The sequence below is a fragment of the Serratia sp. EC4 genome (genome assembly GCF_059652115.1).
Window position 1 is genome coordinate 114948 of the sequence record NZ_JBNIDE010000002.1, and the last position, 21971, is coordinate 136918.

Consider the following 21971-nt stretch of genomic DNA (forward strand, 5'->3'; position numbering starts at 1 on the left):
AGGTGAGTGGGTGTTTACATCAGTAACCGACCGCGGAGCCCGCCGGGCGACGCACGTCGTTGGCGCCGTACAGGTAGCCTTCACGCACTTTGCCGGAAACCGCCGAATCGTTGCCGGAGTTGGCCGGGCTGACGCCCGCCGCACCCGGCAAACCGACCAGAATCAGTTCGGCGGCGCCCCACGGCGTTTGCTCGACCATCTTATAGCCCATGCCGCTCAGCAGCTTCAGCGTATCGGCGGAAACACCGCGCTGTTCGTAGTACACCTCATCCGGCAACCATTGGTGATGGATGCGCGGTGCGTCCACCGCTTCCTGCGGCGCCATACCGTGGTCGATCACGTTCAACGCGGTCTGCAGGGTGATGGTGATGATGCGTGAGCCGCCCGGCGAGCCCAGCACCATAAAGATCTTGTTGTCCTTGGTCACCAGCGTCGGGCTCATCGACGATAGTGGGCGCTTACCGGGGGCAATGCTGTTGGCGGTGCCCTGTACCAGCCCGTACAGGTTTTTCTCGCCCACTTTCACCGTAAAGTCGTCCATCTCGTCGTTGAGGAAGAAGCCGGTACCCGGTGCGATGACGACAGCGCCGAAGCGACCGTTGACGGTATAGGTGGTGGAGACCGCGTTGCCGTCGTGATCGACGATCGAATAGTGGGTGGTTTCCGGCTTCTCATGCGGCTCCATGCCGGGCTGCACGTTTTCCGACGGCGTGGCCTTGTCCGCGACGATTTTCTTGCGGATCTGCTCGGCGTAGCTCTTGCTCACCAGCCGGTCGATCGGGTTCTTGATGAATTCCGGGTCGCCGAGGTAGGTGTTGCGGTCCATGTAGGCATGGCGCATCGCTTCGGTCATGGTGTGAATGGCCGCCGCCGAGTTGAAGCCCATGCTTTTCAGGTCATAGCCTTCCACCACGTTGAGGATTTCGCACAGCGTCACGCCGCCGGAACTGGGAGGCGGCGCCGACACGAATTTGTAGCCGCGATAGCTGCAGGTGATCGGCGGGGTTTCGGTGACTTTATAGTTGGCGAAGTCGGCGGCGGTCAAAATGCCGCCTCCCTGTTTGGCCGCCGCCTCCACGGCCTGCGGGATCTTGCCTTTATAGAAGGCGTCGGTTCCGCCTTTGGCGATGGCTTCCAGCGTGTTGGCCAGATCGGTTTGCACCAGCTTGTCCCCCGGCTGCAGCGGGCTGCCGTCCGGGCGCAGGAAGATTTTGGCCGATTCGGGATCCTGCTTGAAGCGCGCGATGGTGGTGTCGAGGATATCGGTATCGGCGCGGGTCAGCACAAAGCCTTCGCGCGCCAGCCTGATCGCCGGCGCCAGCACCTGTTCGCGGCTCAGTTTGCCGTACTTCTCACGCGCGGTTTCCATCCCCAGCACGGTGCCCGGCACGCCCGCCGCCAGATAGCCGTACAGGCTGGCGTCTTTCTTCACCTTGCCGTCGGCGTCCAGATACATGTTGGCGCTGGCCGCCGCCGGCGCGGTTTCGCGGAAGTTGATGAAGGTGTCGGTGCCGTCCGCCAGGTGGACGGTCATAAAGCCGCCGCCGCCGATGTTGCCGCAGCAGGGGTTCACCACCGCCTGCGCATAGCCGACCGCCACGGCGGCGTCGATGGCGTTGCCGCCCATCTTCAGGATATCCACCCCGACCTGCGAGGCCAGATGCTGCGAGGTGACCACCATGCCGTTTTGGGCTTCCACCGCTGGGTTGGATGCCGCATACAGGCTGCCGCTGACCAGCAGCGCCGCCATGGTCAGGGGTTTGCTCCATTTCTGTAAAAACATAGTTATTCCTACCCTGTCAGTTTTTTATTGTGTTGTGTTTGCTTGCCGTTGTTCACTTGCAAAGCGCGAGCCAGCGTTATTGATAGTAGCCGCAGATGGGCATTCGCGCGGCGAACTGGGCGGGAAATGTGAGCGGAAACAGGGAAATAAAGCACTGCAGGCGGGTGGTTTGCCCCAAAAAGGGGCATAAAAAAACCGGCCGCGTGGGCCGGTTGATTCACTATTAGGCTGAAATTACAGCTTGGCAGCGTTTTCAGACAGGTATTTTGCCACGCCGTCTGGGGAAGCGCCCATACCTGCTTTGCCTTTTTCCCACTGAGCCGGGCAGACTTCACCGTGCTCTTCGTGGAATTGCAGCGCGTCAACGGTACGGATCATTTCGTCGATGTTACGGCCGATTGGCAGGTCGTTAACAACCTGAGCACGCACGATGCCGTCTTTGTCGATCAGGAAGGAGCCGCGCAGCGCAACGCCGGCTTCCGGGTGTTCGATGCCGTAAGCTTTCTGGATTTCACGCTTAACGTCAGCAACCATTGCGTATTTCACTTCACCGATGCCGCCTTTGTCGACAGGGGTTTTACGCCATGCGTTGTGGACGAATTCTGAGTCGAAGGAAACGCCAACCACTTCAACGCCACGCTTCTGGAACTCTTCATAGCGGTGATCGAAAGCGATCAGCTCGGAAGGGCATACGAAGGTGAAGTCCATTGGCCAGAAGAACAGCACGGCCGGTTTGCCGTTCAGGTGCTTCTTCAGGTTGAAGTTTTCAACGATTTCGCCGCTACCCAGTACGGCAGCTGCAGTGAAGTCAGGGGCTTGACGAGTTACCAGGACCATAATTACTCCTGTAATAGGTGTTAAAGGGTGGATGTAAAAACAAGGGCCAGTATAGGGGCCATGACTTGGTGAATAAAGGGTAAAAGACCAATCAATGAGATAGCTTTTACCTATCAAAGTCGTTGATATAATTTATCAAGCTTTAAAAATAACCTTTTCTTGCAAAAGGGCAAGCGGCAAAACGTAAATTCTTGCAATGCGCTGCAATTTCAAACGCTTGGGCTTGACCTCAGAGCGTTTTTTCCTTCGCCTGCTGCATCATTTGCGGATAAAACTGCCAGAATTGTGTTTCAAGCTGATGATAATGTTGTTCGACGTCGGCGAACGAGCCGGCCAGCGCTTCGAGGCGCGGACGGCGGCTGGCCATGCCCTGCAATACCCGGGCGATGAACGGCAATTCGGCGTAGCGTTCCAGCCAGCGTTCCGGCCACAGATAGCCGTTCAGGTTCTGAAAACGCGGGGGCGTGAGCGGCAGGTAAGGTTCGATCTGGCTGCGGGCTTCCTGGGTAAACTGGTGCAGGTCGCGTGAAGGCTCCAACTGTTGCCAGTGGCGCGCCAGAAAATGGTCCCACACCACGTCGAGGGTGATCGGCGCCACGCGGCGGTAGGGGGCGCTGAAATAGTCGCGGCAGGCTTTCACCTGCGGCAGGCTGTCGGTCAGCACGTCGACGCGGCGGTGCATCATGATGCCGGCCACGACCTCGGGCTGGTAGTCGGCGGCGGGGTTGCCGCGCACGAAATCGGCCAGCAGGTTGCCCAGCAGCGAACTGTCCGCCAGCATGGCCAGGTGAAGGTGAGCGAGAAAATTCATCCCTCAACTATACCTGAAGTCAGGCAAATCCTCCTTATTTCTTGCCGCTGACCGCCCCCGGCTTTAGACTAGGCCGCCTGTTTTTTACCAACCAGCCTTAAATTGAAGAAGTGAATACCCATGCGCGTCGCTGATTTTTCGTTTGAACTTCCCGAATCCCTGATTGCCCACTACCCCCAGGCCGAGCGCAGCGCATGCCGCCTGCTGCAGCTGGATGGGCCGAGCGGGGCGCTGACGCACGGCGTATTCACCGATCTGCTGGATAAGCTGGAAGCCGGCGACCTGCTGGTGTTCAACAATACCCGCGTGATCCCGGCGCGCATGTTCGGCCGCAAGGTCAGCGGCGGCAAGATAGAAGTGCTGGTGGAGCGCGTGCTGGACGACCATCGCGTGCTGGCGCACGTGCGCGCGTCGAAAGCGCCCAGGCCGGGCGCCGAGCTGCTGTTGGGGGATGACGAGAGCATCGCCGCCACCATGGTGGCGCGCCACGAGACGCTGTTCGAGCTGCGCTTCAACGACGAACGCGACGTATTCACCATTCTCAACGCGGCCGGCCACATGCCGCTGCCGCCTTATATCGCCCGCCCGGATGAAGACGCCGACCGTGAGCTGTATCAGACGGTCTACAGCGAGAAACCGGGCGCGGTCGCCGCGCCGACCGCCGGCCTGCACTTCGACGAACCGCTGCTGGCGGCGCTGCGCGCCAAAGGCGTGGAAATGGCGTTCGTGACGCTGCACGTCGGCGCCGGCACCTTCCAGCCGGTGCGCGTGGAAACCATCGAAGATCACGTGATGCACGCCGAATACGCCGAAGTGCCGCAGGACGTGGTCGATGCGGTGCTGGCCTGCAAGGCGCGCGGCAAGCGCGTCGTGGCGGTGGGCACCACCTCGGTGCGTTCGCTGGAAAGCGCCGCGGCGGCCAGCAAAGAGGCGCTGATTGCGCCGTTCTTCGGCGACACCAGCATCTTTATCTATCCGGGCTATCACTACCAGGTGATCGACGCGCTGGTGACCAATTTCCACCTGCCGGAATCGACCTTGATCATGCTGGTGTCGGCCTTCGCCGGCTACAAAAATACCATGAATGCCTATCAGCAGGCGGTGGCCGAGCAGTATCGCTTTTTCAGCTACGGCGATGCGATGTTCATCAGCCGTAATCCGCAGGCGGAAAACGAGTCCGTCGGCGGTTAATTTCCCGGGCTGCGCCTACGGCGCGGCCCCGTTTCAACGACATCAGACTGTTTCTCTGATGCTGGAGGCTTTGTGAAGTACGAACTACAAACTACCGATGGCCGCGCACGCCGCGGCCGCCTGATTTTCGACCGCGGCGTGGTGGAAACCCCGGCCTTTATGCCGGTCGGCACCTACGGCACGGTCAAGGGCATGACGCCGGAAGAAGTGAAAGAGACCGGCGCGCAGATCCTGCTGGGCAACACCTTCCACCTGTGGCTGCGCCCGGGCCAGGAGATCATGAAGCTGCACGGCGATCTGCACGACTTCATGCAGTGGCCGGGCCCGATCCTCACCGACTCCGGCGGTTTCCAGGTGTTCAGCCTGGGGGCGATGCGCAAGATCAAAGAGGAAGGCGTGTACTTCCGCAACCCGATCAACGGCGACAAGGTGTTCCTGAGCCCGGAAAAATCGATGGAAATCCAGTATGACCTGGGTTCCGACATCGTGATGATTTTCGATGAATGCACGCCGTACCCGGCCGACTGGGACTACGCCAAGCGTTCGATGGAAATGTCGCTGCGTTGGGCGCAGCGCAGCCGCCAGCGTTTCGACGAGCTGGAAAATAAAAATGCGCTGTTCGGCATCATTCAGGGCGGCGTTTACGAAGATTTACGTGATGTTTCCGTCAAAGGGCTGGTGGATATCGGCTTTGACGGGTACGCTGTGGGCGGCTTGGCTGTAGGCGAGCCGAAAGAGGATATGCATCGCATTCTTGAACACGTTTGCCCGCAAATTCCGGAAGATAAGCCACGCTATTTGATGGGCGTCGGCAAGCCGGAAGATTTGGTGGAAGGCGTGCGTCGCGGCATCGACATGTTCGACTGCGTCATGCCGACCCGCAACGCCCGCAACGGCCATTTGTTCGTGACTGACGGTGTGGTAAAAATCCGTAATGCCAAGCACAAGGATGATACTTCTCCGCTGGATAAGGACTGTGATTGCTACACGTGTCGCCATTACAGCCGCGCCTACTTGCACCATCTCGACCGTTGCAACGAAATATTGGGTGCTCGACTGAACACAATTCATAACCTGCGTCACTACCAGCGCCTGATGGCGGGTTTACGCCAGGCTATCGAAGAGGGTAAATTAGAGCAGTTTGTTGCGGATTTCTATGGTCGGATCGGCAAGCCGATTCCGCCTTTAAACGCTTGATCTAATAATTGATAACTTAATGAGGGAATTTCAATGAGCTTTTTCATTTCTGACGCCGTCGCATCCGCAGGGGCTCCGGCTCAGGGAAGCCCGTACTCTCTGATCATTATGCTGGTGGTGTTCGGCCTGATCTTCTACTTCATGATCCTGCGCCCACAGCAGAAGCGCGCGAAAGATCACAAGAAGCTGATGGACTCCATCGGTAAAGGCGACGAAGTGCTGACCACCGGCGGCCTGATCGGTCGCGTGACCAAAGTGGCCGACACCGGCATCATCGCCATCGCGCTGAACGACACCACGGAAGTGATGATCAAGCGTGACTTCGTGGCGGCCGTTCTGCCGAAAGGTACCATGAAGGCCCTGTAATCTTTTTTCCCGAAGGGAATTGCCGTGCTAAACCGTTATCCTTTGTGGAAGTATCTGATGTTGATCGTCGTGATCCTCGTCGGTCTGCTTTATGCGCTTCCCAACATCTACGGTGAGGATCCGGCCGTACAAATCACTGGCGCGCGCGGCGTCGCCGCCAGTGAAACTACGCTGGACCAGGTCCGTACCGTATTAGAAAAAGACAACATCGCGAGCAAGTCGATTGCGCTGGAAAATGGCGCCATCCTGGCTCGCTTTAAAGATCCTGACGTTCAGCTGCGCGCCCGCGAAGCGCTGGTGACCGAGCTGGGTGACAAATTCGTCGTGGCGCTGAACCTGGCGCCGGCCACGCCGACCTGGCTGGCCATGCTGGGCGCAGAGCCGATGAAACTCGGCCTGGACCTGCGCGGCGGCGTACACTTCCTGATGGAAGTGGACATGGACACCGCGTTGAGCAAGCTGCAGGAACAGACCATGGATACCCTGCGCAGCGAGCTGCGCGAAAAGGGCATTCCTTACGCGTCTATCCGCAAGCTGGACAACAACGGCGTGGAAGTTCGCTTCCGTGACGATGCGGCTCGCGATCAGGCCATCAGCTACATCGGTCCGCGTCAACGCGATCTGGTGCTGTCCGCCAACGGCGCCAACACCATGAAAGCCAACCTGACGGACGCCCGTCTGAGCGAAGCGCGCGAATACGCCGTCCAGCAGAACATCACTATCCTGCGTAACCGCGTCAACCAGCTCGGCGTCGCCGAACCGCTGGTGCAGCGCCAGGGCGCCGACCGCATCGTGGTTGAGCTGCCGGGCATTCAGGACACCGCGCGCGCCAAAGAAATTCTGGGCGCCACCGCGACCCTGGAGTTCCGTCTGGTGAACACCAATGCGGACGCCACTGCGGCGGCCAACGGCCGCGTGCCGGGCGACTCCGAGGTGAAATACACCCGTGACGGCCAGCCGATCGTGCTGTACAAGCGCGTGATCCTGACCGGTGACCACATCACCGACTCCACCTCTAGCACCGACGAATACAACCAGCCGCAGGTTAACATCTCGCTGGACAGCGCCGGCGGCACGTCCATGTCCAACTTCACCAAGGATAACATCGGCAAGCCGATGGCGACCCTGTTCGTGGAGTATAAGGACAGCGGCAAGAAAGACGCTAACGGCCGTGCGGTGCTGGTGAAACAGGAAGAAGTGATCAACGTGGCGAACATTCAGTCGCGTCTGGGCAACAGCTTCCGCATCACCGGCATCGGCAACCCGAACGAAGCGCGTCAGCTTTCGCTGCTGCTGCGTGCGGGTGCGTTGATCGCGCCGATTCAGATCGTCGAAGAGCGCACCATCGGTCCAACCCTGGGTCAGCAGAACATCACCCAAGGTCTGGAAGCCTGTCTGTGGGGCCTGGTGGCGTCCATCGTCTTCATGGTGGTCTGGTACCGTAAGTTCGGCGTGATCGCCACCACGGCGCTGGTCGCCAACCTGGTGCTGATCGTCGGCGTGATGTCCCTGTTGCCGGGGGCGACGCTGACCATGCCGGGTATCGCCGGGATCGTGTTGACGCTGGCGGTGGCGGTTGACGCCAACGTACTGATTAACGAACGTATCAAGGAAGAGCTGAAGAACGGCCGGTCCGTTCAGCAGGCGATCCATGAGGGCTATAAAGGCGCGTTCTCCAGTATCGTCGATGCCAACATCACCACCCTGATCACCGCGGTCATCCTGTACGCAGTGGGCACCGGTTCGATCAAAGGCTTTGCGATCACCACCGCTATCGGTGTGGCGACGTCCATGTTCACCGCGATTGTCGGTACCCGTGCCATCGTCAACCTGCTTTACGGCGGCAAACGCATTAACAAGCTGTCTATCTGAGGAGTGCGTTGTGGCACAGGATTATACTGTTGAGCAACTCAACTACGGCCGTAAAGTCTACGACTTTATGCGCTGGGACTATTTGGCCTTCGGCATCTCGTTGCTGCTGTTGGTCGCGTCGATCGTCACCATGTCGGTGCGCGGGTTTAACTGGGGTCTGGATTTCACCGGCGGTACGGTGATTGAAATCAACCTGGAGAAACCGGCTAACCTCGACCTGATGCGCGATACGCTGGAGAAGGCCGGGTTCCAGGATCCGATCATCCAGAACTTCGGCAGCAGCCGCGACGTGATGGTGCGCATGCCACCGGCGACCGGCACCGCAGGCCAGGAACTGGGCAACAAGGTGATCGGCGTGATCAACGACTCGGTGGATAAAAATGCCACCGTGAAGCGCATCGAGTTCGTCGGCCCGAGCGTGGGCAGCGAACTGGCGCAAACCGGCGGCATGGCGCTGCTGGTGGCGTTGATCTGTATCCTGATCTACGTCGGTTTCCGCTTCGAATGGCGCCTGGCGCTGGGGGCGGTTATCGCGCTGGCGCACGACGTGATCATCACGCTGGGCGTGCTGTCGCTGTTCCACATCGAGATTGACCTGACCATCGTCGCGTCCCTGATGTCGGTTATCGGTTACTCGCTGAACGACAGCATCGTGGTTTCCGACCGTATTCGTGAGAACTTCCGCAAGATCCGCCGCGGCACGCCTTACGAGATCATGAACGTGTCGTTGACCCAGACGCTGAGCCGTACGCTGATGACTTCCGGTACTACCCTGATGGTGGTGCTGATGCTGTACATCTTCGGTGGCGCGATGCTGCAAGGCTTCTCGTTGGCGATGTTGATCGGCGTGTCGATCGGTACCGTCTCCTCCATCTACGTCGCGTCCGCGCTGGCGTTGAAACTGGGGATGAAACGCGAGCACATGCTGCAGCAAAAAGTGGAAAAAGAGGGCGCGGATCAGCCTTCGATTCTGCCTTAACCGCCGCAGTATTCAGCGAAATGAGAAGGAGCGCCCATCGGCGCTCCTTTTTTTTTGCTTTGGGTTTCAGCGTTGCTGCACCACCGCCGGTTGGGCGGTCGAAACCAGACTGTGCAGACGGATATAGCCCAATTGTTCCGGCGTCACGCCGCTGAAGCGCAGCTCAAAGTCCTGGCCGGGTTTCGGCAGCAGCGAATCGGCGCTGGCGATCGGTTGCGACAGCGCCTCGGCGGTCAGCGGCCGCCCGGTGGCGTCGTCCAGTTGGCCCCATTCCACCACCGCTTTGAACGGCGGCAGCGTGGCCTGTGAGAGGATGCGCACATGCAGCTGCGCCTGCGTGCCGTTGGCTTCGCTCTTGATGTGGCTCAGCGAAACGCTCAGCTCGCCGATGCCGCTCTGCAAACGGGCGGCGCTTCGGGCCGCCGGCAGCAGGTAGACGCCGTTGTCGGAGTGCTGATTGAGCATATTCTGCCGCTCCAGCGCGGTGGTTTGATCGGTCAGCACGCTCACTTTCTGGTTCAGCGCGGCGACCTGATGGCGCAGTTGAGGCACGGCGGCGTTGTGCGCGCAGCCTGCCAGCAACACGGCGGCGGCGAGCAGGGCGATTTTGGGGTAACAGGTTGTCATGACGGCGATTTCCTATGCTGAATCTCCTGCTATCAGCTTAGTCCGCCCGGAGGGGAAAGTCATATCGGCGCCGCTTCCCGGCTGTGTGTCGCAACAAATGGCCGCCGCCCTTTGTTGTGGCTGCACTTCGGGGTAAACTGCGTTTATCTATAAAAACGTTTATCAGGACGTGTTATGCATTGCCCTTTCTGCGCCGCCGTTGATACCAAAGTCATTGATTCCCGCCTGGTGGGGGACGGTTCGCAAGTGCGCCGCCGCCGCCAGTGTCTGGTGTGCAATGAGCGCTTCACCACCTTCGAGGTGGCCGAGCTGGTGATGCCGCGAGTGATTAAAAGCGATGAGGTGCGCGAGCCGTTCAACGAAGACAAACTGCGCCGCGGCATGCTGAAAGCGCTGGAAAAGCGCCCGGTCAGCTCGGACGACGTGGAAAACGCCCTTAATCATATCAAATCCCAACTGCGCGCCACCGGCGAACGCGAAGTGCCGACCAAACTGGTGGGCAATCTGGTGATGGACGCGTTGAAAAAGCTGGATAAGGTCGCCTACATTCGCTTTGCGTCGGTGTACCGCAGCTTCGAGGACGTGCGCGAGTTCGGCGAAGAGATCGCCCGCCTGCAAGACTAAAGGATCTTTCATGCATCACGACGAATTTTATATGGCGCGCGCCTTCGAACTGGCGCGCTTGGGGCGTTTCACCACCGCGCCCAATCCGAACGTCGGCTGCGTTATCGTGCGCGACGGCGAAATTGTCGGTGAAGGCTACCATCTGCGCGCCGGCGAGCCGCACGCGGAAGTGCACGCGCTGCGCATGGCGGGCGACAAGGCGCGCGGCGCCACCGCCTATGTGACGCTCGAGCCGTGCAGCCACCACGGCCGCACGCCGCCCTGCGCCGATGCGCTGGTGGCCGCCGGCGTAACACGGGTGGTCGCGGCGATGCAAGATCCCAATCCGCAGGTGGCGGGGCGCGGGCTGTACAAGCTGCAGCAGGCCGGCGTCGAAGTCCGTCATGGCCTGATGCTGGCCGAGGCCGAAGCGGTCAACCTGGGCTTCCTCAAGCGCATGCGCACCGGTTTCCCTTACGTGCAGCTGAAGCTGGGCGCGTCGCTGGACGGCCGCACGGCGATGGCCACCGGCGAGAGCCAGTGGATCACCTCACCCGAAGCGCGTCAGGACGTGCAGCGCCTGCGCGCGCAGAGCGCCGCGATTCTCAGCACCAGCGCCACCGTGCTGGCGGACGATCCGTCGCTGACGGTGCGTTGGGATGAGCTGGACGCCGAGACGCAGCGCCTCTATCCGCGCGAAAATCTGCGCCAGCCGCTGCGCATCCTGCTCGACAGCCAAAATCGCATCACCCCGCAGCACCGCGTGGTGCAGCAGCCGGGCGCTACCTGGCTGGCGCGCCTGCAGGCGGATGAACAGGCCTGGCCGCAAGAGGTCGAACAGTTTATCTGCCCGGCGCGCGGCGGCGGCATTGATCTGGTGGTGATGATGATGCTGTTGGCCAAGCGCCAGGTGAATTCAATCTGGGTAGAGGCGGGCGCAATGCTGGCCGGCGCGCTGCTGCAGGCCGGCCTGGTGGATGAGCTCATTTTGTACATCGCGCCGAAACTGTTGGGCGATAATGGCCGTGGCCTGTGTCATCTGCCGGGCCTGGAACGGCTGGCCGACGCGCCGGAATTCGTCTTTAGCGACGTGCGCCAGGTCGGCCCCGATCTGCGTTTGCGCCTGCGGGCGAAACACTGAATCTCGCGCCCGCGCGCCGGTTTTACAAAAGCGCCGCGCAGGCGATGAAAGAATATGATAGAATCCGCCCCCCTGCGGGGTATTGAACCCATTTTTAAGGAAAGCCCATGAAAGTTATCGAAGGTGTTGTTGCTACTCCAAATGCCCGTGTGGCGATCGCAATTGCACGTTTTAACAATTTCATCAACGACAGCCTGCTGGAAGGCGCCATCGACGCGCTGAAACGCATTGGTCAGGTTGCTGACGACAACATCACCGTTGTCTGGGTCCCGGGCGCTTACGAGCTGCCGCTGACGGCGAGCGTATTGGCCAAAACCGGCAAATACGACGCGGTTATCGCGCTGGGCACCGTTATCCGCGGGGGCACCGCGCACTTCGAATATGTGGCGGGCGAAGCCAGCTCCGGCATCGGCAACGTTGCGATGAATGCCGAAATTCCGGTTGCCTTTGGCGTGCTGACCACCGAAAGCATCGAACAGGCGATCGAACGCGCCGGCACCAAAGCGGGCAACAAGGGCGCTGAAGCCGCGTTGACCGCACTTGAAATGATTAATGTTATCAAAGCTATTAAAGCCTGAATTTAGTTAAGGGGAATTCCGTGAAACCTGCTGCTCGTCGCCGCGCTCGTGAGTGCGCTGTTCAAGCGCTTTACTCTTGGCAGTTGTCTAAAAACGACCTTGCCGATGTTGAACACCAGTTCCTGACGGAGCAGGATGTCAAAGATGTTGACGTCGCCTATTTTCGCGAGTTGCTGTCCGGCGCGGCAGTGAATGCAGGTATGCTGGACGAACTGATGGCGCCTTACCTGTCGCGTCAGCTCGAAGAGCTGGGCCAGGTGGAGCGCGCGGTGCTGCGCGTCGCGCTGTTTGAACTGAAGATGCGCGAGGATGTCCCTTACAAAGTGGCGATCAACGAAGCGATCGAGCTGGCGAAAACCTTCGGCGCGGAAGACAGCCACAAGTTTGTGAACGGGGTGCTGGATAAAGTGGCACCAACCCTTCGCAAGAAAAAGTAAAACATTAAGGCCGGCATTCCCGGCCTTAATTTCTTCTCGTGGAATATCGATATGGCATGCGGCGAATTTGACCTCATTGCCCGCTATTTTGACCGGTTTAAGCGCGTGCGCCGGGATGTACAGTTGGGCATTGGAGATGACTGCGCACTGCTGGCAGTGCCGGAAAAACAGCTGGTGGCCGTCAGTACCGATACGTTGGTGGCGGGCGTGCACTTCTTGCCGGATATCGATCCGGCCGATCTCGGTTATAAAGCGCTGGCGGTCAATCTGAGCGATCTGGCGGCGATGGGCGCCGATCCGGCGTGGCTCTCGCTGGCCCTGACCCTGCCCGAGGTGAACGAACCCTGGCTGAAGGCCTTCAGCGACAGCCTGTTTGATCAGCTCAACTATTACGGCATGCAGCTGATCGGCGGCGATACCACGCGCGGCCCGCTGAGCATGACGTTGACCATTCAGGGCTTGATCCCGGCCGGCCGGGCGTTGACCCGCAGCGGCGCGCGCATCGGCGACTGGATCTACGTGACCGGCACGCTGGGCGACAGCGCCGCCGGTCTGGCGATCCTGCAGGATCGCCTGGCGGTGCCGGATACGGCGGCGCGCGATTACCTGCTCGCTCGCCATCTGCGGCCGCAGCCGCGGGTGCTGCAGGGGCAGGCGCTGCGGGATCTGGCCAGCTCGGCGATCGACATCTCCGACGGCCTGATTTCCGATCTGAAACACATCCTGAAGGCCAGCGACTGCGGGGCGCGCATCGTGCTGGACGAGCTGCCGATGTCGCAGGCGCTGAGCAGCCACACCGACGCCGAGCAGGCGCTGCGCTGGGCGCTGGCGGGCGGCGAAGATTACGAGCTGTGCTTCACCGTGCCGGAGATCAACCGCGGCGCGCTGGAAGTGGCGCTGAGCCACCTCGGCGCCGACTACACCTGCATCGGCCAAATTGGTCCGCTGTCTGAAGGCATCCGCTATTATCGCGACGACGAAGCGGTAGAGCTGGACTGGGCCGGGTTCGATCATTTCAATGCGGAGCCGGGCACCCATGGATGAAGCCAAGCGTCGGCTGCGGATGAGCAATCCGTGGCACCTGCTGGCCACCGGTTTTGGCAGCGGTTTGTCGCCGGTGATGCCGGGCACCATGGGATCGCTGGCGGCGATCCCGTTCTGGCTGCTGCTGATCCAGCTGCCGTGGCAGCTCTACTCGCTGGCGGTGATGTTCAGCATCTGTATCGGCGTCTATATTTGCCACCGCACGGCAAAAGACATGAAGGTGCACGATCACGGCAGCATCGTCTGGGATGAGTTCGTCGGCATGTGGATCACGCTGATGGCGCTGCCGATCAACGACTGGCGCTGGGTCGCCGCCGGTTTCGTCATCTTCCGCATTCTGGATATGTGGAAGCCGTGGCCGATCCGCTGGTTCGACCGCAACGTGCATGGCGGCATGGGCATCATGGTCGACGATATCATCGCCGGCGTGCTGTCCGCCGGCATCATCTACCTGATTGGCCACCACTGGCCTATCGGGCTGTTCTGACAGACGGGCGCGCTTCTTCGCGCCCGCTTCTCTTTATTCAAACCCTGTCACCCGGTGCGGCACGTAGGCCGTCTCCAGTTCCGCCACCTCTTGTGGCGACAAACTCAAATCGACCGCGGCGATGGCGTCATCCAACTGCTCGCTGCGTGAAGCGCCGACGATCGGCGCGCTGACCGTCGGTTTGTTCAGCAGCCAGGCCAGCGCGATCTGCGCGCGTGAAACGCCACGTTCGTCGGCGAGGCTGGCGACGCGCTCGGCGATGATGGCGTCGATGCCTTCAGTGTCCTCGTACAGGCTCTTGCCGAACTGGTCGGAGACCAGCCGCGCGGTGGTTTCGCCCCAGGGGCGGGTCAGGCGGCCGCGCGCCAGCGGGCTCCACGGCAGTACGGCAATGCCTTCGGCGGCGCATAGCGGGTGCATCTCGCGTTCTTCTTCGCGCTGGATCAGGTTGTATTGATCCTGCATGCTGACAAAGCGCGTCCAGCCGTGCAGATCGGCGGTATACAGCGCTTTGGCGAACTGCCAGGCGTACATCGAGGAGGCGCCGATGTATCGCGCTTTACCGGCTTTCACCACGTCATGCAGCGCTTCCAGCGTCTCTTCCAGCGGCGTTTCGTAATCCCAGCGATGGATCTGCAGCAAATCGACATAGTCGGTGCCCAGACGCCGCAGGCTGTCGTCGATGGACTGCATGATCTTGGCGCGCGACAAACCGCGCTCCAGGTTGCTCAGTGGGAAATAGACCTTGGTGGCGATCACCACGTCCTCGCGGCGCGCATAGTCGCGCAGCGCCCGACCGAGGATCTCCTCGCTGCTGCCGTCGGAATAGCTGTTGGCGGTGTCGAAAAAGTTGATGCCGGCTTCCAGCGCCTGTTTCAGCAGCGGGCGGCTGCTCTCTTCCGGCAACGTCCAGGCGTGATTGCCGCGATTCGGTTCGCCGTAGGTCATGCAACCCAGGCAGATGCGCGAAACGTTCAGATCGGTGTTGCCCAGTTTCAGGTACTTCATGTTTGCCTCCCATTCACAGCTCAGACAGTAACTGTAGCGCGGATCCCGGAGGGCGGAAACGAAAACGCCTCCGAGAGCGGAGGCGTTTTTTCAGGCGCTGGGGGGATTACTGCGCCAGCCAGGTTTCGATTTGGCGCTGAATGCCGGCGGCGTCCAGCCCCAGATCGGCGCGCAGCTCTTCCTGGCTGCCCTGCGAGACGAAGCTGTCAGGCAGGCCGAGGTTCAGCACCGGCACCGGTCGGCGTTTGGCCATCAGCAGTTCGTTGACGCCGCTGCCGGCGCCGCCCATGATGGCGTTCTCTTCCAGCGTCACCAGCGTTTCATGGCTGGCGGCCAGCTCGAGCACCAACTGCTCGTCCAGCGGCTTGACGAAGCGCATGTCGACCAGCGTGGCGTTGAGCGCTTCCGCCGCTTGCGCGGCCTCCGGCAGCAGTGTGCCGAAGTTGAGAATGGCGATCTTTTCCCCCTGGCGGCGCACCACGCCTTTGCCGATCGGCAGCATGCTGAGCGGCTCCAGCGCCGCGCCGGTGCCGGTGCCGCGCGGATAGCGCACGGCGCTCGGGCCGGCATTGTAGTGATAGCCGGTATACAGCATCTGGCGGCATTCGTTTTCGTCGCTCGGCGTCATGATCACCATGGTCGGGATGCAGCGCATGAACGACAGATCGAACGCCCCCTGGTGGGTCTGGCCGTCGGCGCCGACGATGCCGCCGCGATCGATGGCGAACATCACCGGCAGGTTCTGGATCGCCACATCGTGGATCAGCTGATCGTAGGCGCGTTGCAGGAAGGTGGAATAGATCGCTACCACCGGCTTGTAGCCGCCGATCGCCAGCCCGGCGGCGAAGGTGACCGCGTGCTGCTCGGCGATCGCCACATCAAAATATTGCTGCGGGTAGTCGCGGGAGAACTGCACCATGCCGGAGCCTTCGCGCATCGCTGGCGTGATCGCCATCAGCGAGCTGTCTTTGGCGGCGGTTTCACACAGCCAGTCGCCGAAGATTTTCGAATAGGTCGGCAGACCGCCGGCGCTTTTCGGCAGCGTGCCGCTGGCGGGATCGAACTTCGGCACCGCGTGGAAGCTGATCGGATCCTTTTCCGCCGGCGCGTAACCGCGGCCTTTCTTGGTCATGATGTGCAACAGCTGCGGGCCTTTCAGATCGCGCATGTTTTTCAACGTGGCGACCAGCCCCTGCACGTCGTGCCCGTCTACCGGGCCGATGTAGTTGAAGCCCAGCTCTTCGAACAGCGTGCCCGGCACCACCATGCCTTTCAGGTGCTCTTCGGTGCGTTTCACCAGCTCCTTGATCGGCGGCACGCCGGCCAGCACTTTCTTGCCGCCTTCGCGTAGGGTGGAATAAAGCTTGCCGGACAGCAGCTGCGCCAGATGGTTGTTCAGCGCGCCGACGTTTTCCGAGATCGACATCTCGTTGTCGTTCAGCACCACCAGCATGTCCGGATTGATGTCGCCGGCGTGGTTCATCGCTTCGAACGCCATGCCGGCGGTGATGGCGCCATCGCCGATCACGCACACCGTGCGGCGGCCTTTGCCTTCACGCTCCGCCGCCACCGCCATGCCGAGGCCGGCGCTGATCGAGGTTGACGAATGGCCGACCGACAGAACGTCGTATTCGCTTTCGGCGCGCCACGGGAAGGGGTGCAAGCCGTTCTTTTGCCGGATAGTGGCGATCCGGTCGCGGCGACCGGTCAGAATTTTGTGCGGGTAGGCCTGGTGGCCGACGTCCCACACCAGATGATCGAACGGCGTGTTGTAGACGAAATGCAACGCCACCGTCAGTTCGACGGTACCCAGCCCGGAGGCAAAGTGGCCGCTGGAGCGACTGACGCTGTTCAGCAGATATTGCCGCAGCTCATCGCACAGCTTCGGCAAGCTCTCTTTGGGCAGTGAGCGGAGTTCCTCGGGGTTTTCCGCTAGCGCCAGGGTTGGGTATTTGGCTATATCAAGACTCATTCGATACTCATATCAGAGGAGTTAACGTCACACGTTAATTGTCGCGTTCAATAATGAAGCTGGCTAACGCTCGCAATGGCGCTGTGTTATAAGATTGCGCTGCCAAAGTGTCTAATGCAGCTAATGCTTCCTGATAGAGATCCCACGCTTTTGCTTTCGCGCTGTCAAGCCCGAGTAACGCCGGGTAGGTACTCTTTCCGTGTTGTTGGTCCGCTCCCTGGCGCTTGCCGATCTTTTCAGTCTCGCCGACAACGTCCAAAATGTCATCCTGCACCTGGAACGCCAGGCCGACCGCGGCGGCGTAACGATCCAGCTGCGGCAGCGCCGCTCGCCCGGCTTCGCCTGCGCTCAGCGCGCCCAGACGCACCGCCGCGCGGATCAGCGCGCCGGTTTTGTGGCGGTGGATCTGTTCCAGCGCCTGCAGATCAACGCGCTTGCCTTCAGCTTCCAGATCCAGCGATTGGCCGCCGCACATGCCGGCTACGCCGCTTGCGGTCGCCAGTTCGGAAACCATCGCCAGCCGATCGCGCAGCGCCACGTCAGGCATCTCGGCATCGGCCAGGATCGAAAACGCCAGCGTTTGCAGCGCATCGCCGGCCAGGATCGCGTTGGCTTCACCGAATTTAATGTGGCAGGTCGGCTGGCCGCGGCGCAGATCGTCGTCGTCCATCGCCGGCAGATCGTCATGGATCAGCGAGTAGGCGTGAATGCATTCCACCGCCGCCGCCGGCGCATCCAGGTTGCTCAGCGACACGCCGAACATCTGGCCGGTGGTGTAGACCAGGAACGGGCGCAGGCGCTTGCCGCCCAGCAAGGCGCCATGACGCATCGCCGCCACCATGTTGCCGTCGTTGAACGGCAGCGGGGCGATGAAGTCCAGCAGCGCGCGATCGGCGCGCTGGCGGAAAATCTGCAGTTGATCGGCAAAAGCGGCCGATGGGGCGATCTCAGACATGTCGGTTACTCGGCATCCGGTGTGAAAGGCGCCAGCGCCGCATCGTCGGCGCTGTCGTTAAGAAGTATCTGCACACGCTGTTCCGCCTGTTGCAGTTTCTGCTGGCCTTGGCGCGCCAGCTGCACGCCGCGTTCGAATTCGTTCAGCGCGTCTTCCAGCGGCAGTTCGCCCGACTCCAGACGCGTCACGATGCTTTCCAGCTCGCCGAGGGCGCTTTCAAAGCTGGCTGTTTGCTCTGTACTGGCTGATTGTGCTGGTTTTTTCGGCATAATTTTCTTTTTACGTCATCATGTGAACCGTGGCGCCAGAGCCTATCCTAGCGGATCTTGATTAGCAAATCATGGCGCTCATGTGTGGTTTTGTGCGCAGAGCGCGGCGATATGGTGATATACTCCGCGCCGTAATTCTTATCTGACAACAAAGACCGCCATGAAGTTTATCATTAAATTGTTCCCGGAAATCACCATCAAGAGCCAATCTGTGCGCTTGCGCTTTATCAAGATTCTCTCGACCAATATTCGCAACGTCCTGAAGCAGTATGATGAAACGCTGGCGGTCGTCCGTCACTGGGATCATATCGAAGTTCGCGCCAAAGATGAAAACCAGCGGCCGATCATCGCCGACGCGCTGACGCGCATTCCCGGCATCCACCATATTCTGGAAGTGGAAGATCGCGCTTACACCGACATCCATCACATCTTCGAGCAGACGCTGGAAGCCTACCGCGCCCAGCTGGAAGGCAAAACCTTCTGCGTGCGCGTCAAGCGCCGCGGCAAGCAGGCGTTCAATTCGCAGGACGTGGAGCGTTACGTCGGCGGCGGCCTGAACCAGCATATCGAGAGCGCGCGCGTTAATCTTACCCGCCCGCAGGTCACGGTAAATCTGGAGATTGAAGACGACAAGCTGATGCTGGTCAAACGCCGCCTCGAAGGCATCGGCGGTTACCCGGTCGGCACCCAGGAAGACGTGATGTCGCTGATTTCCGGCGGTTTCGATTCGGGCGTGTCCAGCTACATGCTGATGCGTCGCGGCTGCCGCGTGCACTTCTGCTTCTTTAACCTGGGCGGCGCCGCGCACGAGATCGGCGTGAAGCAGGTGGCGCACTATCTGTGGAACCGCTTCGCCAGTTCGCACAAGGTGCGCTTCGTCGCCATCGACTTCGAACCGGTGGTGGGCGAGATCCTGGAGAAGGTCGACGACGGCCAGATGGGCGTGGTGCTCAAGCGCATGATGGTGCGCGCCGCTTCGCAAGTGGCCGAACGCTACGGCGTGCAGGCGCTGGTAACCGGTGAAGCGCTGGGGCAGGTGTCCAGCCAGACGCTGACCAACCTGCGCTTGATCGATAACGCGTCCGATACGCTGATCCTGCGTCCGCTGATCTCGCACGATAAAGAGCACATCATCAAACTGGCGCGTGAAATCGGCACCGAAGACTTCGCCAAAACCATGCCGGAATACTGCGGCGTGATTTCGAAGAGCCCGACGGTAAAAGCCGTCAAGGCCAAGATTGAAGAGGAAGAAAGCCACTTCGATTTCAGCATTCTCGATCGGGTGGTGAGCGAGGCGAAGAACGTTGATATTCGCTCCATCGCCGAGCAGGCGCAGGAGCAGGTGACCGAGGTAGAAACCGTTGCGGCCTTCGGCGCCGATGAGGTGATCCTGGATATCCGTTCCAACGACGAGCAGGAAGAGAAGCCGCTGCAGCTGGAACAGGTTGAAGTGAAAGCGTTGCCGTTCTACAAGCTGAGCACCCAATTCGGCGATCTGGACCAAAGCAAAACCTACCTGCTGTACTGCGAGCGCGGCGTGATGAGCCGTCTGCAGGCGTTGTACCTGCTGGAGCAGGGCTTCAGCAACGTGAAGGTTTATCGCCCGTAACGCGCGGAGCGCCATAAACGAGAAGGGCTGAACCGATGTTCAGCCCTTTTTTTATCGGCAAGCCGCTCAGTCGCGGAAATCGTACATTCCCGGGATCAGCACCAGCTGCGCGGCGATCTCCGCCGCTTTGGCCTTGCCGAGCAGCAGGTCTATCAGCTTCAGCGCGAACTCCATCGCGGTGCCCGGCCCCTGGCTGGTGAGCAGGTTGACGCGCGCGTCGTACACCACGCGGCGCTCCATCCATTTTTCCGCCGGTATCTGGTCTTTCAGGCCCGGGAAGCCGGTCATGTTGCCGACCGGGAACAGATCGTGGTGCTGCAGCACCAGCGCCGGCGCCGCACAGATGGCGGCGACGATGTTCCCCTGCAGGTGCATCTGCCGCACTTTTTCCACCAGCAACGGGCTGTCGCGGAAGCATTCTGCGCCTTTCAGGCCGCCGGGCAGCACGATGGCGTCGAAAGGCTCATCGACGATCGCCACCAGCGGCGCATCGGCCAGCAGTTTGACGCCGCGTGAACAGACGATAGTCAGCTCGCCGTCGCCGGCGACGCTGGCCGTAGTGACTTTTACGCCCGCCCGCACCAGCAGATCGATGGTGGTGACGGCTTCGGTTTCTTCGCTACCAGGTGCCAGGCAAACCAGCGCCGATACGCTCATATTCATTTTCCTTTCGTTTAATCAATTCAAACAGCCGCGCATTCTCCGGCAGCGTGAGGCCGTGGCTGCGCGCGCGGCGCAGCAGGTAGCCGGTGATGTAGTCGATCTCGGTGTGTCGCTGGCTGCGGATATCCTGCAGCATCGACGAAACGTTGTCGGCGGTGCTGTGGATCACGTCCATCACATATTGCATCAGGCCTTCGCAGGAGGTGTGGTAGCCCTCCATCGCCATCACGCTGGCGACTTCACGACACAGCGCTTCGATTTGCTCCGGGTAGCGCTGCAGATCGCCGTTGCGACAGCCGTACAGCGCCGTCAGCGGGTTGATTACGCAGTTGACCGCCAGCTTGCGCCAGTTGGCCGAGGCGATATTGTTGTGCCAGGCAACGTCAGGCAAAGCCTGATGCAGCACTTCCGCCAGGTGGCTGAGCTGTTGGGCGGCCGGCGAGGTTGGGCCGATGTGGGTGATGCCGGTGGCGACGTGGATAATGGTGCTGCCTTCGTGGCGCGCGGCGTGGGTGGTGGTGCCCTGCAGGATGGGCTGGCCGTTTGGCGGCAGTTCCTCCTGGGTGCCCATGCCGTTATGCAACAGCAAAATGGCGCACTGAGGGTTCAGCTTCGGCAGCAGCGCGCTGACCGCACTGGACACCTGCCAGGCTTTCAGCGTCACCAGCAGCAGCTCGCTCTGCGCGAGGTGCTCAGGATCGTTGGTGGGCAAATTGCGATTAAACGAGACGCCTTCCGGCTCGATCACGTTCACGGCGCAAAAAGGCTGCGGCACTCTTAGCCATCCCTGTACATCGTGGCCCTGCTGATACAGCCGGGAGAGCCACAGTTGTCCGAGCGCGCCGCAACCAAGAATGGTTATTTTCATTCAGTCTCCTTGGAAACACGGGAATACCGCTCAATTACCGTGATTTAACTATAGGTTTTATGGCAGCCTGAAGCGCTATCCCTGCGTGCGTTCAGCAGATTTTGTCTGAGGCGGCAAAGCGGTTATCATGCTCGGCATCAAAATCGCCTAAGCTATTAGGCACTCATTCAGGAGGAAGAAGTATGCCATCTTTCGACATCGTTTCCGAAATTGATATGCAGGAAGTGCGTAACGCCGTTGAGAACGCCACCCGCGATCTCGGCACCCGCTGGGATTTTCGCAACGTGCCGGCCAGCTTTGAGCTAAACGAGAAAAACCAAAGCATTAAGGTTGCCACCGAGTCTGATTTTCAGGTGCAGCAGCTGCTCGACATTCTGCGCGAAAAGCTGAGCAAGCGCAGCATCGACGGCGCCGCGCTGGAGATCCCGGAAGAGTTTACCCATAGCGGTAAAACCTACAGCGTGGAAGCCAAGCTGAAGCAGGGGATTGAAACCTCTGTAGCGAAGAAAATCGTCAAGCTGATCAAAGACAGCAAGCTGAAGGTGCAGGCGCAGATCCAGGGCGAAGAAGTGCGGGTGACCGGCAAATCACGCGACGACTTGCAGAGCGTGATGGCGCTGGTGCGCGGCGGCGATCTGGGGCAGCCGTTCCAGTTCAAGAACTTCCGCGATTAA

23 protein-coding genes are annotated in these 21971 nt (G+C 60.5%); 13 read left to right on the top strand and 10 right to left on the bottom strand.

The genetic code is table 11. The features are described from left to right. Positions 1-19: 19 nt before the first annotated feature. The 3 genes from ggt to ACP39K_RS07195 all read right to left on the bottom strand — a co-directional run bounded on the left by ggt (position 20) and on the right by ACP39K_RS07195 (position 3431). Positions 20-1783, bottom strand: coding sequence for a gamma-glutamyltransferase (ggt, locus tag ACP39K_RS07185; protein ID WP_016928880.1), 1764 nt, complete (start codon positions 1781-1783; stop codon positions 20-22). Between the two features lie 234 nt (positions 1784-2017). After that, the gene (locus tag ACP39K_RS07190; RefSeq protein ID WP_004940403.1) at positions 2018-2620 is read right to left on the bottom strand and encodes a peroxiredoxin C; all 603 of its coding nucleotides are present in this window, start codon (positions 2618-2620) and stop codon (positions 2018-2020) included. Between the two features lie 229 nt (positions 2621-2849). Next, entirely contained in the window at positions 2850-3431 is a 582-nt protein-coding gene (locus ACP39K_RS07195; protein ID WP_033641155.1) for an acyl carrier protein phosphodiesterase, read from the bottom strand. A 120-nt stretch (positions 3432-3551) separates the two neighbouring features. On the opposite strand from ACP39K_RS07195, the gene queA reads away from it, so the two are divergent. The 5 genes from queA (at position 3552) to secF (ending at position 9036) form a co-directional block, all read left to right on the top strand. Then, positions 3552-4622 carry a tRNA preQ1(34) S-adenosylmethionine ribosyltransferase-isomerase QueA gene (gene queA / locus ACP39K_RS07200; RefSeq protein WP_038873252.1) on the top strand — a complete coding sequence of 357 codons (1071 nt, stop codon included), beginning with the start codon at positions 3552-3554 and terminating at the stop codon, positions 4620-4622. A 72-nt stretch (positions 4623-4694) separates the two neighbouring features. After that, a complete protein-coding gene (gene tgt, locus ACP39K_RS07205) occupies positions 4695-5819 on the top strand; it encodes a tRNA guanosine(34) transglycosylase Tgt (RefSeq protein ID WP_016928877.1) in 1125 nt (374 codons plus the stop codon). A 33-nt stretch (positions 5820-5852) separates the two neighbouring features. Continuing rightward, positions 5853-6185, top strand: coding sequence for a preprotein translocase subunit YajC (gene yajC, locus ACP39K_RS07210; RefSeq protein ID WP_004940391.1), 333 nt, complete (start codon positions 5853-5855; stop codon positions 6183-6185). A 24-nt stretch (positions 6186-6209) separates the two neighbouring features. Then, positions 6210-8057: a protein translocase subunit SecD gene (secD, locus tag ACP39K_RS07215; protein ID WP_004940390.1), complete on the top strand. Its 1848-nt coding sequence runs from the start codon at positions 6210-6212 to the stop codon at positions 8055-8057. A gap of 10 nt (positions 8058-8067) precedes the next feature. Then, positions 8068-9036, top strand: a complete 969-nt coding sequence (gene secF, locus ACP39K_RS07220) for a protein translocase subunit SecF (RefSeq protein WP_004940389.1) — start codon at positions 8068-8070, stop codon at positions 9034-9036. Between the two features lie 66 nt (positions 9037-9102). On the opposite strand, the gene ACP39K_RS07225 is transcribed toward secF, so the two are convergent. Next, positions 9103-9663, bottom strand: a complete 561-nt coding sequence (locus ACP39K_RS07225; protein ID WP_016928875.1) for a SadB/YajI family lipoprotein — start codon at positions 9661-9663, stop codon at positions 9103-9105. Positions 9664-9837: 174 nt separating this feature from the next. Between ACP39K_RS07225 and nrdR the strand changes: the two genes are divergently transcribed. From nrdR to pgpA, 6 genes are all read left to right on the top strand, one after another. Then, entirely contained in the window at positions 9838-10287 is a 450-nt protein-coding gene (nrdR, locus tag ACP39K_RS07230; protein WP_004940387.1) for a transcriptional regulator NrdR, read from the top strand. A gap of 10 nt (positions 10288-10297) precedes the next feature. Continuing rightward, positions 10298-11407, top strand: coding sequence for a bifunctional diaminohydroxyphosphoribosylaminopyrimidine deaminase/5-amino-6-(5-phosphoribosylamino)uracil reductase RibD (gene ribD, locus ACP39K_RS07235; RefSeq protein WP_197788181.1), 1110 nt, complete (start codon positions 10298-10300; stop codon positions 11405-11407). A 107-nt stretch (positions 11408-11514) separates the two neighbouring features. Next, on the top strand, positions 11515-11985 hold the full coding sequence (ribH, locus tag ACP39K_RS07240) for a 6,7-dimethyl-8-ribityllumazine synthase (RefSeq protein WP_004940385.1): 471 nt from the start codon (positions 11515-11517) through the stop codon (positions 11983-11985). 20 nt (positions 11986-12005) lie between these two features. Continuing rightward, a complete protein-coding gene (gene nusB, locus ACP39K_RS07245; RefSeq protein WP_004940384.1) occupies positions 12006-12422 on the top strand; it encodes a transcription antitermination factor NusB in 417 nt (138 codons plus the stop codon). 51 nt (positions 12423-12473) lie between these two features. Continuing rightward, positions 12474-13466 (top strand): thiamine-phosphate kinase, encoded by a 993-nt coding sequence (thiL, locus tag ACP39K_RS07250; protein ID WP_049190507.1) that lies wholly within the window; start codon positions 12474-12476, stop codon positions 13464-13466. Further along, the gene (gene pgpA / locus ACP39K_RS07255; RefSeq protein ID WP_016928871.1) at positions 13459-13953 is read left to right on the top strand and encodes a phosphatidylglycerophosphatase A; all 495 of its coding nucleotides are present in this window, start codon (positions 13459-13461) and stop codon (positions 13951-13953) included. Before thiL ends, pgpA begins: the two co-directional genes overlap by 8 nt. A gap of 33 nt (positions 13954-13986) precedes the next feature. On the opposite strand, the gene ACP39K_RS07260 is transcribed toward pgpA, so the two are convergent. From ACP39K_RS07260 to xseB, 4 genes are all read right to left on the bottom strand, one after another. Then, positions 13987-14961, bottom strand: coding sequence for an aldo/keto reductase (locus ACP39K_RS07260; protein ID WP_016928870.1), 975 nt, complete (start codon positions 14959-14961; stop codon positions 13987-13989). A 106-nt stretch (positions 14962-15067) separates the two neighbouring features. Continuing rightward, entirely contained in the window at positions 15068-16933 is a 1866-nt protein-coding gene (dxs, locus tag ACP39K_RS07265; protein ID WP_060444112.1) for a 1-deoxy-D-xylulose-5-phosphate synthase, read from the bottom strand. Positions 16934-16967: 34 nt separating this feature from the next. Continuing rightward, complete coding sequence (gene ispA, locus ACP39K_RS07270) at positions 16968-17888, bottom strand: (2E,6E)-farnesyl diphosphate synthase (RefSeq protein WP_033634008.1); 921 nt, start codon at positions 17886-17888, stop codon at positions 16968-16970. A 5-nt stretch (positions 17889-17893) separates the two neighbouring features. Then, positions 17894-18157, bottom strand: a complete 264-nt coding sequence (gene xseB, locus ACP39K_RS07275) for an exodeoxyribonuclease VII small subunit (RefSeq protein WP_015376838.1) — start codon at positions 18155-18157, stop codon at positions 17894-17896. A gap of 160 nt (positions 18158-18317) precedes the next feature. Between xseB and thiI the strand changes: the two genes are divergently transcribed. Beyond that, a complete protein-coding gene (gene thiI / locus ACP39K_RS07280) occupies positions 18318-19766 on the top strand; it encodes a tRNA uracil 4-sulfurtransferase ThiI (protein WP_004940377.1) in 1449 nt (482 codons plus the stop codon). Between the two features lie 66 nt (positions 19767-19832). Here thiI and yajL read toward each other — a convergent pair whose 3' ends face one another. Together yajL and panE are read right to left on the bottom strand one after the other, a co-directional pair. Then, positions 19833-20423, bottom strand: coding sequence for a protein deglycase YajL (gene yajL, locus ACP39K_RS07285; protein ID WP_033641150.1), 591 nt, complete (start codon positions 20421-20423; stop codon positions 19833-19835). Next, entirely contained in the window at positions 20386-21297 is a 912-nt protein-coding gene (gene panE, locus ACP39K_RS07290) for a 2-dehydropantoate 2-reductase (RefSeq protein WP_033641148.1), read from the bottom strand. Before panE ends, yajL begins: the two co-directional genes overlap by 38 nt. 182 nt (positions 21298-21479) lie before the next feature. Between panE and ACP39K_RS07295 the strand changes: the two genes are divergently transcribed. Continuing rightward, positions 21480-21971 (top strand): YajQ family cyclic di-GMP-binding protein, encoded by a 492-nt coding sequence (locus ACP39K_RS07295; RefSeq protein ID WP_004940373.1) that lies wholly within the window; start codon positions 21480-21482, stop codon positions 21969-21971.

Excerpts from the sequence above, each read along its gene's own strand:
- dxs (WP_060444112.1), bottom strand. The coding sequence starts at position 16,933 with ATGAGTCTTGATATAGCCAAATACCCAACCCTGGCGCTAGCGGAAAAC.
- thiL (WP_049190507.1), top strand. The coding sequence starts at position 12,474 with ATGGCATGCGGCGAATTTGACCTCATTGCCCGCTATTTTGACCGGTTT.
- panE (WP_033641148.1), bottom strand. The coding sequence starts at position 21,297 with ATGAAAATAACCATTCTTGGTTGCGGCGCGCTCGGACAACTGTGGCTC.
- queA (WP_038873252.1), top strand. The coding sequence starts at position 3,552 with ATGCGCGTCGCTGATTTTTCGTTTGAACTTCCCGAATCCCTGATTGCC.
- yajC (WP_004940391.1), top strand. The coding sequence starts at position 5,853 with ATGAGCTTTTTCATTTCTGACGCCGTCGCATCCGCAGGGGCTCCGGCT.
- ribD (WP_197788181.1), top strand. The coding sequence starts at position 10,298 with ATGCATCACGACGAATTTTATATGGCGCGCGCCTTCGAACTGGCGCGC.
- ACP39K_RS07195 (WP_033641155.1), bottom strand. The coding sequence starts at position 3,431 with ATGAATTTTCTCGCTCACCTTCACCTGGCCATGCTGGCGGACAGTTCG.
- yajL (WP_033641150.1), bottom strand. The coding sequence starts at position 20,423 with ATGAGCGTATCGGCGCTGGTTTGCCTGGCACCTGGTAGCGAAGAAACC.
- ACP39K_RS07295 (WP_004940373.1), top strand. The coding sequence starts at position 21,480 with ATGCCATCTTTCGACATCGTTTCCGAAATTGATATGCAGGAAGTGCGT.
- thiI (WP_004940377.1), top strand. The coding sequence starts at position 18,318 with ATGAAGTTTATCATTAAATTGTTCCCGGAAATCACCATCAAGAGCCAA.
- ACP39K_RS07190 (WP_004940403.1), bottom strand. The coding sequence starts at position 2,620 with ATGGTCCTGGTAACTCGTCAAGCCCCTGACTTCACTGCAGCTGCCGTA.
- ribH (WP_004940385.1), top strand. The coding sequence starts at position 11,515 with ATGAAAGTTATCGAAGGTGTTGTTGCTACTCCAAATGCCCGTGTGGCG.
- ACP39K_RS07225 (WP_016928875.1), bottom strand. The coding sequence starts at position 9,663 with ATGACAACCTGTTACCCCAAAATCGCCCTGCTCGCCGCCGCCGTGTTG.
- ispA (WP_033634008.1), bottom strand. The coding sequence starts at position 17,888 with ATGTCTGAGATCGCCCCATCGGCCGCTTTTGCCGATCAACTGCAGATT.
- ggt (WP_016928880.1), bottom strand. The coding sequence starts at position 1,783 with ATGTTTTTACAGAAATGGAGCAAACCCCTGACCATGGCGGCGCTGCTG.
- pgpA (WP_016928871.1), top strand. The coding sequence starts at position 13,459 with ATGGATGAAGCCAAGCGTCGGCTGCGGATGAGCAATCCGTGGCACCTG.
- xseB (WP_015376838.1), bottom strand. The coding sequence starts at position 18,157 with ATGCCGAAAAAACCAGCACAATCAGCCAGTACAGAGCAAACAGCCAGC.
- nrdR (WP_004940387.1), top strand. The coding sequence starts at position 9,838 with ATGCATTGCCCTTTCTGCGCCGCCGTTGATACCAAAGTCATTGATTCC.
- ACP39K_RS07260 (WP_016928870.1), bottom strand. The coding sequence starts at position 14,961 with ATGAAGTACCTGAAACTGGGCAACACCGATCTGAACGTTTCGCGCATC.